This window comes from Pseudomonas sp. AF03-9 (assembly GCF_020515815.1).
Lineage (GTDB): Bacteria > Pseudomonadota > Gammaproteobacteria > Pseudomonadales > Pseudomonadaceae > Aquipseudomonas.
This window is the reverse complement of sequence record NZ_JAHPJF010000011.1, coordinates 73,703-88,399: the sequence shown is the minus strand read 5'-3', so window position 1 is coordinate 88,399 and position 14,697 is coordinate 73,703. Positions and strand designations below refer to the sequence as shown.

Annotated in this window: 11 protein-coding genes and 1 pseudogene; 8 read left to right on the top strand and 4 right to left on the bottom strand. The window is 57.8% G+C overall.

Annotation, left to right across the window (positions count from 1 at the left end):
• Positions 1-3: 3 nt before the first annotated feature.
• The 3 genes from LIY36_RS14290 to LIY36_RS14280 all read left to right on the top strand — a co-directional run bounded on the left by LIY36_RS14290 (position 4) and on the right by LIY36_RS14280 (position 3,641).
• Positions 4-1,053 carry an ABC transporter substrate-binding protein gene (locus LIY36_RS14290; protein ID WP_053139792.1) on the top strand — a complete coding sequence of 350 codons (1,050 nt, stop codon included), beginning with the start codon at positions 4-6 and terminating at the stop codon, positions 1,051-1,053.
• Complete coding sequence (locus LIY36_RS14285; RefSeq protein WP_226456045.1) at positions 1,050-1,970, top strand: homocysteine S-methyltransferase family protein; 921 nt, start codon at positions 1,050-1,052, stop codon at positions 1,968-1,970. Before LIY36_RS14290 ends, LIY36_RS14285 begins: the two co-directional genes overlap by 4 nt.
• Before the next feature lie 453 nt (positions 1,971-2,423).
• Positions 2,424-3,641 carry a TolC family outer membrane protein gene (locus LIY36_RS14280; protein ID WP_226456183.1) on the top strand — a complete coding sequence of 406 codons (1,218 nt, stop codon included), beginning with the start codon at positions 2,424-2,426 and terminating at the stop codon, positions 3,639-3,641.
• On the opposite strand, the gene LIY36_RS27640 is transcribed toward LIY36_RS14280, so the two are convergent.
• Positions 3,635-4,018 carry a hypothetical protein gene (locus tag LIY36_RS27640; RefSeq protein WP_230412767.1) on the bottom strand — a complete coding sequence of 128 codons (384 nt, stop codon included), beginning with the start codon at positions 4,016-4,018 and terminating at the stop codon, positions 3,635-3,637. The two genes, LIY36_RS14280 and LIY36_RS27640, sit on opposite strands and share 7 nt — an antisense overlap.
• Positions 4,019-4,303: 285 nt before the next feature.
• On the opposite strand from LIY36_RS27640, the gene LIY36_RS14270 reads away from it, so the two are divergent.
• From LIY36_RS14270 to LIY36_RS14260, 3 genes and pseudogenes are all read left to right on the top strand, one after another.
• Positions 4,304-5,110, top strand: a complete 807-nt coding sequence (locus tag LIY36_RS14270; RefSeq protein ID WP_226456043.1) for a hypothetical protein — start codon at positions 4,304-4,306, stop codon at positions 5,108-5,110.
• 303 nt (positions 5,111-5,413) lie between these two features.
• Entirely contained in the window at positions 5,414-5,758 is a 345-nt protein-coding gene (locus LIY36_RS14265) for a hypothetical protein (protein ID WP_226456042.1), read from the top strand.
• An 88-nt stretch (positions 5,759-5,846) separates the two neighbouring features.
• Positions 5,847-6,673, top strand: a pseudogene (locus LIY36_RS14260) (IS3 family transposase); the annotation flags it as partial.
• 317 nt (positions 6,674-6,990) lie between these two features.
• Here LIY36_RS14260 and LIY36_RS14255 read toward each other — a convergent pair.
• Positions 6,991-8,004 (bottom strand): AraC family transcriptional regulator, encoded by a 1,014-nt coding sequence (locus LIY36_RS14255; protein WP_226456041.1) that lies wholly within the window; start codon positions 8,002-8,004, stop codon positions 6,991-6,993.
• 239 nt (positions 8,005-8,243) lie between these two features.
• On the opposite strand from LIY36_RS14255, the gene LIY36_RS14250 reads away from it, so the two are divergent.
• Positions 8,244-9,035 (top strand): EAL domain-containing protein, encoded by a 792-nt coding sequence (locus LIY36_RS14250; RefSeq protein WP_226456040.1) that lies wholly within the window; start codon positions 8,244-8,246, stop codon positions 9,033-9,035.
• Positions 9,036-9,331: 296 nt separating this feature from the next.
• Positions 9,332-9,874 carry a thioesterase family protein gene (locus tag LIY36_RS14245; protein ID WP_226456182.1) on the top strand — a complete coding sequence of 181 codons (543 nt, stop codon included), beginning with the start codon at positions 9,332-9,334 and terminating at the stop codon, positions 9,872-9,874.
• 24 nt (positions 9,875-9,898) lie between these two features.
• Here the strand turns inward: LIY36_RS14245 and LIY36_RS14240 are convergent, their stop codons facing one another.
• Together LIY36_RS14240 and LIY36_RS14235 are read right to left on the bottom strand one after the other, a co-directional pair.
• Complete coding sequence (locus tag LIY36_RS14240) at positions 9,899-13,036, bottom strand: DEAD/DEAH box helicase (RefSeq protein WP_226456039.1); 3,138 nt, start codon at positions 13,034-13,036, stop codon at positions 9,899-9,901.
• A 77-nt stretch (positions 13,037-13,113) separates the two neighbouring features.
• Positions 13,114-14,682 carry a sensor domain-containing diguanylate cyclase gene (locus LIY36_RS14235; RefSeq protein ID WP_226456038.1) on the bottom strand — a complete coding sequence of 523 codons (1,569 nt, stop codon included), beginning with the start codon at positions 14,680-14,682 and terminating at the stop codon, positions 13,114-13,116.
• Positions 14,683-14,697 lie beyond the last annotated feature (15 nt).

Genomic DNA, 14,697 nt, shown 5'->3' with positions numbered 1-14,697 from the left:
ATCGTGAAGACACATCTGTCGCGTACCTTCGGTGCGGCCGCATTGCTGGCATCCTTGATCCTCCCGGCCACCGTCTTCGCCAAGGACAAAATTGTCATTGGCGAGCAGAACTGGACGGGGGCTATCGCCATTCAACACATCCTTGGTGAGGTAATCAAAAGCCGACTGGATGGCGATGTGTCGTATCTGGCCGGGGATGTCGCGGTGCTGTTCAGCGCAGCCGCCAAAGGCGACGGTTCGGTCGACGTACTGACCGATATCTGGCTGCCTAACCAGTCGGCAGCCTGGGCTAAATACGTCACGGGCGGCACCCGGTCCTTGGTGCCGAACACTCATCCGTATGCGGGCGAACAAGGGTTTTACATTCCCGGTTATTTGCAGGACAAGTACGGGGTCAAATCCATCTACGACCTGAAAAAACCTGAAGTGGCCAAGCTCTTTGAGCCACTGGGCGGCGGTAAGGCTGAGTTGCTGGTGGGGCCGGCGGGCTGGGAGTCGACTTACATCGGCCAGATCAAGGCCAAGGATTACGGGTTTGCCGATAAATTCGAGTCGGTGTCCACCGAAGCCTCGGTGACCTACGCCAAACTCGCCTCGGCTTACAAGGCGCAACGTGGCGTGGTGTTCTATGCCTACACCCCGGACTGGATCTTTTCGGCCTTTGACCTGCGTCGCCTGGAAGAGCCGGCATTCGACGGTTACGCCCAGGACAACAAAAAAGATGACCCGCTTTACAAGGCTGATGGTTGCTGGAAATTCATCAGTCCGACCGTCGACCCGGACTGGCTGAACAAGAGTCAGATCACCTGCGCCTTCCCGGATGCCAAGGTGCATATCCTGGCGTCCGCTGCCTTGCAGAAACGCGCACCGAAAATTGCCGAGTTCCTGCGTAATGTCGCGATCGAACCTGCGCAACTCAATGAGCTGATCCTGAAGATCGAAAAGGAAAAACAGCCAGCGGACGTCGCGGCCAAGGCGTGGGTACAGGCGAACAGTGCCACGGTTGATCAATGGCTCGCCGCCTCGGCGCCGAAAGTGAGCGCGATCCAATGAGCCAGGCGTCCTTGCGTTTGCTCGATGGTGGCATGGGCCGCGAATTGCAGCGTATCGGGGCACCGTTTCGCCAGCCGGAATGGTCGGCCCTCGCGTTGATCGAGGCGCCTGACTATGTGCTGCAGGCTCATCAGGCATTTATTGAGGCCGGTGCGCGAATCATTACCACTAACAGCTACGCGGTGGTGCCGTTTCACATCGGTGATGAGCGCTTTGCCGAGCAGGGCCGTGTGCTGGCCGAGCGGGCCGGACGCCTGGCTCGTCAGGCGGCGGCCGGCAGCACCGAACCGGTCATGGTGGCCGGATCGTTGCCGCCGGCGCTAGGGTCTTATCGACCTGACTTGTTTGATCATCAACGTTCGGTCGTGATCCATCGCGAGCTCATCGCCGGATTGCAGGCGCACGTTGATGTGTGGCTGGCGGAAACCCAGAGTTCCATCGCTGAAGTCCGGGCAGTCGTCGAGGCGCTTGGCGCAGAATCGAAACCGCTTTGGCTGTCGTTCACGCTGCTTGATGAAGCCGGCGAGCCACCGCGATTGCGTTCCTCGGAGTCAGTCGCCCAGGCGGTACACGTAGCGGTCGAATTGGGGGCGAGGGCGGTGCTGTTCAATTGCAGCCAGCCGGAAGTCATGGCAGCGGCGCTGGCGGTGGCGGGGGATGTCCTTCTGCGCCTCGATCAAAGCATCGAGCTGGGGGTTTACGCAAACGCGTTTCCGCCTGTCAGCACAGAGGCAAAGGCCAACAGCACGCTGCTGGAGATTCGCCGCGACCTGGGCCCTGAATCCTACCTGCACTGGTCCAGAACCTGGGTAGCGGCGGGTGCCAGTATTGTCGGTGGATGCTGCGGTATCGGGCCTGAACATATTGCGCAGTTGCATGCGCATCTGCTGCCAAACGAAGCGGTGGTCAGCGCATGACTGATTTTCGCCAAGACGTGATTGTTGAGCAGGCGACGTTCGGTGCCGGCTGTTTTTGGGGGGGCTGAAGCGGCATTCAGATCGTTGCCGGGCGCATTTTGGACGTACTTGCCGCCAATCCGCACACGCCAGCGGTGCTGAAAGTCAATGGCGGCGCGACGTTCTTCGGGCCTGACCTGTTGCAATCGGCCTAGTGGATCTGGCTGTTTGAAGAGGGCGCTTACTTCCAGGTGCAGTGGGGAACTTCGGGACGTGCGGCCGGTGTGCCGGGGCAGCAGGGGCGCATGATGGGCTTGTGGGAGCAGGGGCGCACACTGCTTGATCCGGCGCAACCGAGCGGACTCTAAATCGTCACAATCGACGCTCTACAATCCGGGCCGGTTTGAAGTGTCTGGCTAATGGAAGTGGAGTGTCATGGGCGTCTGCATAAGGATTTGCTGTGCGTTTGGCTGGATGTTGTACGTCGGCACTCCCGCGCTTGCCGAGGAACATGTGCCGCGCGCCGACCTGATGGGGGTTTACCAGCAGGCCGTACTCAACGATGCAAGACTGTCCGCCGCCCGCCACGCTTTCGGTGCGCAGCGCGAGGCGGTTGCGCAGGCGTTGGCGGGGCTGCTGCCCACCCTCAGCGCGGGCGCCACGGTGGAAGCGGTGCGGCTGGAGCGTGATCAGCCCGCCTTGACCCGCACTCGGAACCAGAAGGTGTTCCAGGCCAATCTGAACCAACCGGTGTTTCGCCTGGATCGCTGGTTCGCGCTGGAAGCGTCGAAGGCCACGGCCACCCAGGCCGAACTGGAGCTGTCGGCCAAGGAACAAGCGTTGATCCTCAGTGCCGCACAGGCTTATTTTGAAACGTTGCGCGCACAAGATCTGTTGTCTGCCGCCAAGGCCGAAGAGGCTGCATTGTTGCGCCAACAGCAACAAGCCCAGGCGCGATTGGACAATGGCGCCTCAAGTATCACCGATGCACTGGACGCACAGGCCGCATTCGATAGCGCCAGCGCCAACCGAAAGCTGGCCGAACGAAAAGTCGAGGACGGGTTTGAAGCGCTCTCTCGGCTGACCCGCCAACGCTATGCATCCATTGAGGCGATTGCGCACCAATTGCCCATCGAAACGCCGCAGTCCAATGACGCCAACGCTTGGGTCGGCCGCGCGGTGCAGCAGAATTTCGCATTGTTGGCGAGCAATTATGCCGTTGCCGCCGCCGAGCATACGCGCAGCCAGCGCAAGGCTGGCTTTGCGCCAACGCTGGATGCCGTGGTGTCCTATCGCAAGGGCGACAACGACAACTTCGGCTACAGCAACCCCACGGACTTTGGCCGCTCCGGATACTACGGTGACGTCGCGCAACGCAGCGTCGGGCTTGAGCTTAATATCCCGTTGTACTCGGGCGGCTCAACTCGGTCTCAGGTGCGCGAAGCGACCGAGCGCCTGGCACAGAGCGAGGACGAACGTGACGATCAACGCCGTGAAGTGGTACAGACCGTGCGCAACCTGCACCGTGCAATCAACTCCGATACCGAGCAAGTGGTCGCCAGGCGCCAGGCGATCTTGTCCAGCCAGGCTTCCGTGAAGGCCAACCAGGTCGGGCGCGAGTTGGGCTCACGCAATACGGCCGACGTGCTCAATGCCCAGCGTCAGCTCTACAACGCAGCCAGGGATTACTGATCAAGACGATCCACGTCAGTGATGGCCAGGTGGTGCAGATGGGCGAGGTGTTGATCGAACTGGATGCCACTTCGGCCGATGCCGAGATACGCGGCACTCAAGGCGATTTGTTGGCAGCGCGTATCGACCGCGCGCGCAGTGCTGCGATGCTGCAAGCCATCGACGCGCAGCAGGTGCCGGTATTGGCCCGCGATAGCTTGCAGGTGGCCAGCGCTGAGCAAACGCTGGGCGCCGAGCGCTGGTTGCAAGGGCAGTACCAGGAGTATCGCAGCCAACTGGCGTTGGCTGACGCCGAGATTCTGCAACGCACGGCGGACATCCAGGCGGCGCAGGTACAGGTGGCGAGCTTGCGCCAGACGTTGCCGATCGCCACTCAATTATCTGAACATCAAGGGCCAGCGTGTGGCGCTGTCGCCGGGCATGTCGGTGACGGCGGAGGTCAAGACCGATTCGCGGCGGGTGTTGGATTACTTCTTGAGCCCGTTGCAGCAGCATGTTCAAGAGAGTTTGCGGGAGCGTTAGGCCGATGGGGTTCGGTCTTGCGCGGTTCGAACCGTTATAGAGACAAGGGCTTGGTTTCCAGGGGGCGGTTTCAGAGTCCTTGAACAAACACGGTCGGGGTAGTGGAGCATGATTCGATTGGTCGTTTTAGAGGCGTTTGTATGCGCTTGAATGTTGTTTGGTGCCAACGTCTGCGCGGGGTTTTCAGGTTTTTTTGGCAGGCATCAAGAGGGATGGCGGCCATTGTGTTGATGTGTCTGAGCGCTGCGTTGGCAGTGATTGTTTTTACTGCGTGGTCTCAAATGAAAGAAACCGGACACAGTGAGACAGATTCTTCAGCAGGCAATCGTCCAGGTTGGGTATGCGGGAAAATATCAGGCACGGTGATAGAAGTGCCCAGGCACTACGTTTTGTTTTGGCCTGAGTACGAGGGGAAAAGTTCTTGGGAGAAAGGTTTTACAGAAAACAAAAAAGGCTGTGACGCCAACTTTTCCTCTTTGTCGATGCCATTGACGTGGCCGGAGTTGCGGTCTGTTAGCACTGATGAATATACGAAGATCCCCTATGGGGAATTTCAAGGCGTGGTGCTAACACTTGAGAGTGCGTCTTTTGTCGATGGCCATCTTGAGAAAATGATCGACGCCCTGCTGGATGAACCTGCGTCTGCTCTAGAATATTTGGACAATTATCGGGAGACATCGGGGCTGTATTTTCAGGAAAGAGACAATGAATACATGCCCGGCGTGATAAATGGTTATTACTGGCTACGTAAGGCGGGACAAGTGCCATTGGTGTTTTCTTGTCAACGTGAAAAAACGGGCAAGGCGCGTTCCAGTTGTACGGCTTATTTTGTAATTAAACATACAGGGGTTCTTACGAAGGCCCAAATGTCGCCGGATAAAATCAAGGAATGGTCGGCAGTCATTGACGCCTTGAGCACCTTTGCTCTCTCAAAAGTCAAACATTGATGCAGCGTTTGTAGGAGTGTTAGGCGAAGTATTTGGGGGGGCAATCTTGTGTAGTACATACCGTCATAGGTTAATGGGCCTTTTTACGATGACATACTCTGTGAAGCTAAAACCGATAATACTTATAGCTGCAATGATCGCTGCGTCGATTCCACTTGAAGGGAGTGCCACGGTGCCCTGCATATTTGAAAGCAAGGGGCAGGGTAGCGAAACGTCTTTCAAGTTCGATTTTCAAAGACAGAGTGTCAGCGCATCGTTACCCGCGACGGCAGTACATTGACGCTCTACGTTCAGTATCCTGACATGAAACTGGTCGGCGAAAGAGTCCTGGACAGGGAGTTGGCTATTTTGCGGGTGAGTCATGTTGATCCTGAACTATATGACCAGGATAGGGTAATTGCAGGGCTTGCACCGCAGAGACACATCGATGATATCGATGTTTATATCATTGGCTCATTAGAGGTATACCGCTTTCATGGAAAGGATGGTGTTGTCGTTTTTGTCAGTGATATGGGTAATAGCTATGTAGCGACTCGGATTTTCGCGCAGGGGGGGGCTTTGTCTTATCAATACTCTTCACGGCATAAGGACGTAAAAGTCATGGATGACGCTGTGCTGTCATTTCTCACTGAACATTTGATTCGCTAAGGTGCTGGTGTATGAATATCGTCAACTGAATCGCCCCGGGTTTCGTAGACACCTCTTTGCCTTAAACTGAGGCCTATTAGGAGGTGCCATGAGCAACCCGCGTTACCCCGAAGAATTCAAAATCCAAGCGGTCAATCAAGTGATCGAAAAGAAGCTGCCCGTCGCCGATGTGGCAGCACGTCTTGGCGTGTCGACGCATAGCCTCTATGCCTGGATAAAGCGCTACAGCAAACCTCTAGAAGAGCGACAGCAGGACGATGATCAGCACGCTGAACTGCGTCGTCTGCGAGCTGAACTCAAGCGGGTCACTGAAGAGCGAGACATCTTAAAAAAGGCCGCCGCGTACTTTGCCAAGGAGTGCGGCTGAAGTACGCCTTTATCAAGCTGCGCGCGGGGGACTATTCGATTCGACGGCTGTGCCTGACGCTGAAAGTCCACCCCAGTGGTTATTACGCGTGGTTGTCTGAGCCGCAATCTGCACGCGCTAAAGACGACCAACGACTGCTGGGTTTGATCAAGCATTCATGGCTAGAGAGCGGCGGAGTTTATGGCTATCGCAAAATTCATGATGATCTGCGCGAGGTCGGTGAAGACTGTGGTCGGCACCGTGTGGCGAGGCTAATGCGTCTTGAGGGACTGCGCTCTCAGACAGGTTATCGACGTCGCGCAGGAAAGTATGGCGGTAAGCCAGCGGTCGCCTCACCCAATTTGCTGAAGCGTCAGTTCGATGTCGTGGAACCCAACAAGGTTTGGGTCACCGACATCACCTACATCCGTACGTATGAAGGCTGGTTGTATTTGGCGGTGGTGCTGGATCTGTTTTCTCGTCAGGTCGTTGGCTGGTCAATGAAATCGCAGATGACCAGTGATCTAGCCATTGATGCGTTGTTGATGGCGGTTTGGAGGCGTAATCCGGGGCGATTCAGCAGTCCGAAATCCTGTCCATTGAAAGCGATTATTTTGGATAGAGATAAAGCTATTCAGAGGCATAGATGAACAGCAAACGACCCGTTTCCCGCTCCAAGCATTATGAAAAAGCCACTCTAACGAGTGGCTTTTTTTTGCCTGCGATTTAGCGAGTGGGCGGTTCGACCTCTTTCGTTGGAAAGTTTCGGTGGGGACAGGCGAATGTGGTGGGAAATATTGACGGGGAAATACCGTTCTGACTGGCGCTCAGCACTTGGATGGCACGCAAGGGCGCACACGTGCATTGTGCTCTTGCGCTGTATTCTTCAAGGCTGAATGTGTTTGGCCTCGCGCAACTGCGCCGGCGACGCGCCGAACCAGCGTAGGCAGGCTTTATGAAAGCTGCTGAGCTCGCGAAAGCCGACGGTGAGGGCTATGTATTTGAGGCTGCGCGAAGAGTCGAGCAGTAACGTACGGGCTAATAGACGGCGACACTCGTCCTGGAGATAAGTGAAGTTTGTGCCTTCCTTTTCCAGCGCGTTCTGAAGGCTTCTTGCACTTTTACCGAGATGAGCGGCCGCCATTTCCAAGGTACATGGCTCTCCACGGGGCATGGCGTCTGATAAGTATCGACGTATCTGCAACTCGGGTGAGCCATTGATCGCCCTCAACTGTGCATCGGCGTAATGGCAATGGATGAGTTCCAGTGCGGGGTCTGCGGTGATCAAGGGCAGATCGAAAATTTCACTGCTGAAGATGAGCATTATGTGAGGGGCGTTGAAACTCAGATCGGAGCCGAACATCTGCTCGAGTCGTTGAGTGTCTGCAGGCTTTGGATACGGAAAGTGCGCTGCCAAGGGCAGTGGCTTTACGTGGGGCACCAACCAGTGCATCAAGCCTATAAACAGTGCTGCACCGGCATCCAGGAATGATCGAGGGGCCGGAAGATGAGGCATTCCCTCCTCGAAACCGCTCACGCGTATCACGCCTGTGTGTCGTTCTACGGTGATCCTGGAACCGTCGGTGGCAAGAGGGTGATAGCTGGCCACTCTTTCTATAGCTACTCCCAGAGTGGGGCTGGACATGATTGCGTACCCGGCAGCACCCAGGCTGCCGAGATGGCTATAACTATACGCGTCAAGTCCAATTTCCGGGTTTCCGGTGAGTTCGACAGCGAGATCAAGAATGTTATAAACAGCTGCCAACTCAATGCGATGCGCTGTTGAAACATCGAGTTCAACCAGATCATTGAGGCGGCGGAATATGAGGTCTTCCTGAATGCCGTTCTGAGCGAGTGCTTGTACGAAAGGTGCAAAAATAGCTGTTGAAATGCTGCGCATCTTTGACGTCCGCCACTCACGTGAGCCGATAATGAACACGTCAGAGTAAATACTCTATCTATGTCGGTGTGTGCGGACATGATAATGGTATCTGGGAACACTGTCCAAATTGAAACTTTGATGTGAGTATTCTGCTGGGTGATGGATGCACCTTACAGCCAAGCGGCTGTAATAATTGATGTCGGGGAGGTTGTTGCCAATATTTGGATCGGGCAGAGCGCTCAAGTTAGTGGGGTTTCATGAGCTCGGAATTGGACTTTTGTAGTCTGACGCAAAATAAAGAGGCTGAATTCGTACGCTGGTTCTATAAGCAACTTTCGCGTAAACATTTCAGGCTTGCCTTTCAGCCTATTATGGCTGTGGGCGCGGCCGGCATTTTGTACCATGAAGGTTTGCTGCGGCATGTCAGTGGTCGGATGAATATCAACCCTTTTCCTATACTTGAGGCGCAACGCTCCATTCGTTTGCTTGATTGTTATGTCGTGATGAGTCTCATAAAAACGCTGCGGGCCCATCCGGAAATCAGCTTGGGGTGCAATATTTCTGCGCAGAGTGCGACGCTGGACGCTCTATGGGAGCCCATTCTTGATGCCCTGCGAGGCGAGCCTGATATTGCACGGCGCTTGATTATCGAAATCACCGAAAGTTCGTCGATCTCTTCTTGCGACACATCGGTTGATTTCGTCCTGCGTATGCGTCGCTTGGGCGGTCGAATAGCAATCGACGATTTTGGCGCAGGTTTCAGTACGCTGTCGTTTGTGCGTGATGCTGAACCGGACATTATAAAAATTGACATGGGGTACTTGCACCGTGCACGGGAAAGTACGCGTGCCAGTGACACGTTCGAACACCTTGTAAAACTATGCAAGACATTGGCGCCTTGCGTGATTGTAGAGGGTGTCGAACGCTCAGCTGATCGTCAAAGACTTCTGGCGGCAAGTGCTGATTGGGCGCAGGGATTTTACTTGGGTAAACCAGCACTTTTCCCCGGGAGTATTAAGGCGCCTTGTTGGGTTGAAAATAAAATATAAGCGTTTTGTTGTGTGCGTAAGATTTTTGATTTTTGAATAGTTGGGGCTTTTGTTGAGGTACCTGAGAAAGTTGAAAACCTCGGAAGAGCAGGACCAAGTCACACGCTAGCCTGGTGCGGCAATGAACGTTTCCAGTAGCCTTGTTTGACCACTGTCTAACCGGCCGGCACGGTAGATGTACTTCTGACCCGTGCAAACCCAATTGTGCGCCTTGGATGAAAACAGTCAGTTTCGGACATATCTGAGTGCCTCGCATTGCTCTAAAGTTTTTTGCTCATTCAGACATCCGGGCGCATATGAATCTCTGGTTTCGGCTTTTATTCCTGCTTTTTCGTAGACCTTGGCGTAGACCTGTCGATGGGTTGGCAACCACCGTAACCCGCCTGCGGGTCTGGCCTCTGGATCTGGACTTCAATCGCCACGTTACCAACGGTCGATACTTCACGCTGGCCGATGTGGCCCGAATGGACTATGTGCTGCGCAGCGGTGCATTTCGGGTCGCGTTGCGTGCCAAGGCGTTGCCTATCGTTGGAGACACCTGGGGTAAGTTTCGCCGTGAACTGAAGCTTTTCGAGTCTTTCGAAATCCATACGAGGATGCTTGGCTGGGACGCGAAGTGGAGCTACCTCGAGCATCGATTTATCAGTCGCAAACGCGTGGTTGCCGTTGTCGTGATGCGCGGTCTGTTTCGCTCGGCAGAAGGCACCATTTCACCTTCTGCCTTCTGCCGCGAATTGGGGTTGCCAGAGGATTCGCCAGGCATGCCGCAATGGCTTACGGATTGGTCGAAAGCCTGTGATGACATGCGCCAACAACTGCGAAACGAAGAGGCATTGTGACGTTTGTAAAACGCTTTTCGCCTTTTATGCGCCCGTGTCGGCAGTCACCGGGTGAAGGGCAGGTAACAACTCCATGACATCACAGAACAGATTGCGCTGTTGCCAGTCGCTGCGGTCGCCAATCACATACAGGCGGCGCTTGGCTCGGGTCACGGCGACGTTGAGCAGGTTGGGTTGTGAGACGGCCCAATTGCGTGCGCCGCCGTTTTCACTGTTACCGCCCAGTACCAGGATGACCACCGCAGCTTCCTTGCCTTGCATGGTGTGAATGGTGCCGTGCACGCGCTTGCCGAGATCGCGGTCCTTGAGTTGATTACGGACATCCTGGAAAGGGGTGATGACTGCAATGCTGCCGGGCGGCACGCCGTCGGCCTCGAGCACGCTGAGCAGGCGATCCAGGGCGTGGCCTTCGTTATCGACCCAGTTGCCTGAAGAGGGGCCGCTGGCATGCACCCACCCGGTGAGCAGGCGAGCGGGGGTTTCCTTGGCCGCAGACGGGGCAATGGTGCCGTAGACCATGGCGCCGTCGTAGGCAATACGGTTCGCCAGGTCGAACATCGGACGATCGCAACGACGGTGTACCACCAGTGGCAGGCCGACCCAGCATTTCTGGCCCTGAGGGCCGGCCATTCGGCCCCAGGGTGTGGCGTGGTCGGCCAGGGTCTGTGCGGACTGTCGGTTAGGCAGCCAATGCGCGTCGACGTGATAGCGGGTGCGCATATGTTCGAGCACCGCGTCGGAGACGGTGACGATAGGTTCCAATTGCAGCGGATCGCCGACCAGTACCGCCCGCCGTGCGCGCCACAGGGCGCCGACCGCGGCCTGCGGGCTTGCTTGGCCGGCTTCATCCACCAGCAGCCAGCCAATCTCACTGCAACCCAGGCTGCCGAACGAGCGCGCGAACGACGCGAAGGTACTGCTGAGGACCGGCACCACCATGAACAGCGAAGCCCAAGCCGACCGTATCACGGCCTGGGATACACCACGGTAACGGCCGCCGGTCAGCAGGCTGGTGATGAAGCTCAGGTTATAGCCCAGGCGTGAGGCTTCAATCTGCAAGAATGTGCGGTGTAGCTTCAGCGCTTCGATGAAGACGTTTGCCCGTGCTTGACGCCATCCTTCGAGAATCCAGGGTTCGCGCAGCTCGATGTGTGTGCCCCTGCCCAGTTGGCCTTGCTCCAGCCAGGTCAGCAGATGCTCGGCTTGACCCGCCTGTGCAACGCTGCGGGCCTTGTCTATCTGCAAGGAGGCGTGGCGTATGGCTTCGTCAATAGCCTGTTCGTCGGCCGCCAACTGCTGATTGAGCTGGCCAAGTTGCAGGCGCAGTCGTTCCAGCTGGCGCTGCACGCTGTCGAAGGCATCCTTCGCCAGCATATGGGTGCCAACGAGCACGCGTTGGTGGGCGGTCCAGGTACGGTGTGCCCCCCATAGGCTGAGCAGGTTGGCGAGCAGCCCGGGTTTTTTTGCCAGGTGCGCTTCGAGCGCCAGGAGGGCACGTTGCAGGTGTTCGCGGGTGGGGGGGAGCTGCTGTGATTCCAGCGCGGCGTGTTCGCCATCGAGGCTACGCCGTTGAGCCAGTCGTGCCTGGCGCTCATGTTCCTGTTGTTTGACGCGTGCCTTGGCACTGATAACGCCTTGGATTCGCTCCAGGATGTCGTCTGCTTGAGCGCGCAATGAGCGCTCTGCGTCTTTGGCGTCCTGGTACTGTTTGACGGCCGCACGCCAGTGGCTGGCCTTGTCGGCGGATGTGAGCAGCTTCATCTGCTGTGCCTGTTCACTCAACCACTCGCGCATACCCTTGGGCGGTGGTACGTCCTCTGGGCTGGGGGTGTCGGGCGTGGACCCGCCGTTGCCATAGAAAAAACGGTCGACGAACTGTGAACGTTTGGATTTGCTGCCCAGCGCTGCCGAGATCAAGCCCCAGGCCGGCTTGCCGCTGATCAGCTCGCCCAGTTCGCTGAAGTACTCGGCGTCGGGCAGCCAGGAAGGGTCGACTTTGTCGCGCTGAGGCAGTTCGAGGGTAACGTTCTCGACAGCGCCATTGTTGGACGAGGCCACCACCATTTCGAAGCCGAACAAGCGCGGGTCCAGCACGTAAGCGAAGCGCTCCCGACCGCCATCATTGGCAGATTCCCGGCCATTCTTGACGAAGGCGTCCGATGCCTTGCCCAGCGAGGCCAGGACATCGGCGCGCTGGGTCACCACGGCGGCGATCAAGTCGCGCAACAAGGTGGTCTTTCCGGTGCCTGGCGGGCCATTGACGCCCATCACGCCGCTGTCGCTGCTCAGGTTTTGCAGCAGGCTGTTGACCGCCAGTTGCTGGGAGTGCACCAGGCCCAGATGGCGCTCGGCCGGCCAGCAGCCGGCGGCATAACGTGACGGGGCCAAGCGGTCGATCAGCGCCAGGTCCGCGCCAGGCTGATCCAGATGCAATCGTTGGTTGGCGTCATGCTGGCTCAGATAGCGGGCGAGTGGTTGGCTGTTTTCGCCGCGCGCCAGGGCGTCGGCGACGTCGGCCAGGTCGCTGAGCAGGAAACTGTTGAGCGGATCGTCTTCCTGTTCGGGTTTTTCCGGGTTGATTGGCGCCGAGCGAAAGCGGTGGGTACGTGGTTTATCCCCGAAAAATGCATCGAGGCCCAAGGCTTGGCGTACGCAGGTGGTCAGGCGCTCCAGGTCCGCGGCCAGGACCACGCCGCCGAGCAAACGGCTGGCCTGTTCGCGAAGGGATTGCTGGGCTTCGTCGAAACCGCGGGTCCAATCCTTGCGGTGGATGGCGCAGCCGACGAACCAGGCCTCGCTCGATAGCACCAGGCTGTCGGCCAGCATCATGCCTCGGTCATTGAACTTCAATGCGAACAGCGCCGAAGTGCGCCGTTGCGGCTCCTTGTAGCCCTGGTCAGCACCGAATAGCCGCTCCAGTTGGCGAGCCACATCCAGGTTGTCGTAAAGATGGGCGTAGAGGGTGTGGCTCCAGGTGCGTTTGGGCGGCAGCCGTTGCCGGCTCAGCGCGTTGGCTGGCATCCACGGCAGGATCTGGGCGCTGGAGGGCACATCCTGGAAATACGGCTGGTAGTCGCTGTCGCGCTTTTTCAGCTTGGGTGCGGCTTGGGGTTGCAGCAACTCGACGGCGTGCCAATAGCGCACGGTGTTTTGCGCAGTCATTTACGTCCTTGAAAGCACTCTGGCTTGGAATCCTGATGCGTAGGATAACAGGCACGGTGCGCCGCGAGTGCTTTGCACTAAACCGGCTGCCCCTCCTCATCCGAAGCACTGCAGCAGCGGTCGCGGCCGTTCTGCTTGGCCGCGTAAAGCATCTTGTCCGCCGCCGTGATCAGGCTGGCCGGCGTGACGTGTTGCCCGGTGGGTTGAACGCTGGCGATCCCGGCGCTGGCCGTGACATGGCCGAGTGGGTGGGCGCTGTGCTCGATGCCCATTGCGCGAATGGCCTCGAGGATGTCGCGGGCGACGGTCGCGGCGCCAGGGTTATCGGTGTTCGGCAGCAGCACGGCAAATTCTTCCCCGCCATACCTGACCGCCAGGTCTCCGGGTCGCTTGACCGCTTGCAAGATTGCGGTAGCCACTGCACTCAGACAATCGTCGCCTGCCGCGTGGCCATAGGTATCGTTGTAGCGCTTGAAGTAATCGACATCGAGCATGATCAACGAGAGCGTCGAGCGCTGCCGGATGGCCTGGCGAATCTCGTCCAGCAGCGCACTGTCCAGGCGTCGACGGTTGCCCAGCCCGGTCAGGCTGTCGGTCAAGGCCATGTCGCGCATGGACTGATGGGCCAGGCGCAGCTCGCCCTCCATCACCATGCGCCGGCGCAGTTGGTTCAACACCACCCACCCGAACACAGTGAACGCGCCAATCAGGAAGAACAGCACAAAGCCGGTCTTGAACAGATCCCAACGCCACGGCGCGATGATGGACTCGCGGGAAAGCCCCGCTTCAACCACCAACGGATATGCGGCAAGGGCCCTGTAGCCATACAAGCGCTCAGTGTCGTCGACCACCGCCCTGGCCTCGGCGACACCCTCGTTGGACATCGGCAGGTAACGCTTGAAAATCTCGCTCGCGGTCAGGCTCTTGCCCACCACGGCGGCGATGAACGGGCGTCGCACCAGGATGGTCCCGTCACGCAAGGCCAGCACCAGCGCGCCCTTGTCATCGATTTTGAAATCGCCGTAGTAATCGACGAAATAACTGACCTTGATCGTCCCCAGCAATACCCCCGCGAATGAGCCGTCAGGGTTATTCAACCGACGCGAAACCGGGATGATCAAATCCCCCGTGGACTTGCTGTTTACCACCGCGCCGATGCGCACATTGGGATCGGTGTGGGTACGGTGATATTGGAAGTAATCACGGTCGGCATTGTTCGCAGGCTCGGGCAGGACCTCCTTGTCCGTCGCGATCCAGTCACCCTCCGGGCCGTAGATAAACAAGCCATGCAATTGCGGCATCAGCTTGGCCTGCTGCACCAGCAAATTGTGGATGCGCGGCACATCGATATTGTGCAACCCGTCGCCTTCCACCCGTTCACTGAGCGCAGCGGTCAACACATCCACCTGGCGGATGGCATCCTCGGCATGCTGCGCAGTGGCCCGCGCGAGGTTGGTGACGGAGTCGCGTGCCGAGGCGAACGCTGCATGGTAGTCCCGCCAGGTGCGCCAGCCTTCCACGGCCAGGAACGCAAGGATCACCGCGAGCATGAAGCTCACCGTCAGGTGGAATGCGGCCCCGGCGCTGATGGGCGTGGGGCTTGTGGGGCCAGCCAGCTTGGCATCTGGCTGTTTGCGTCCGAGCATGTGCGTGTCCTTGTG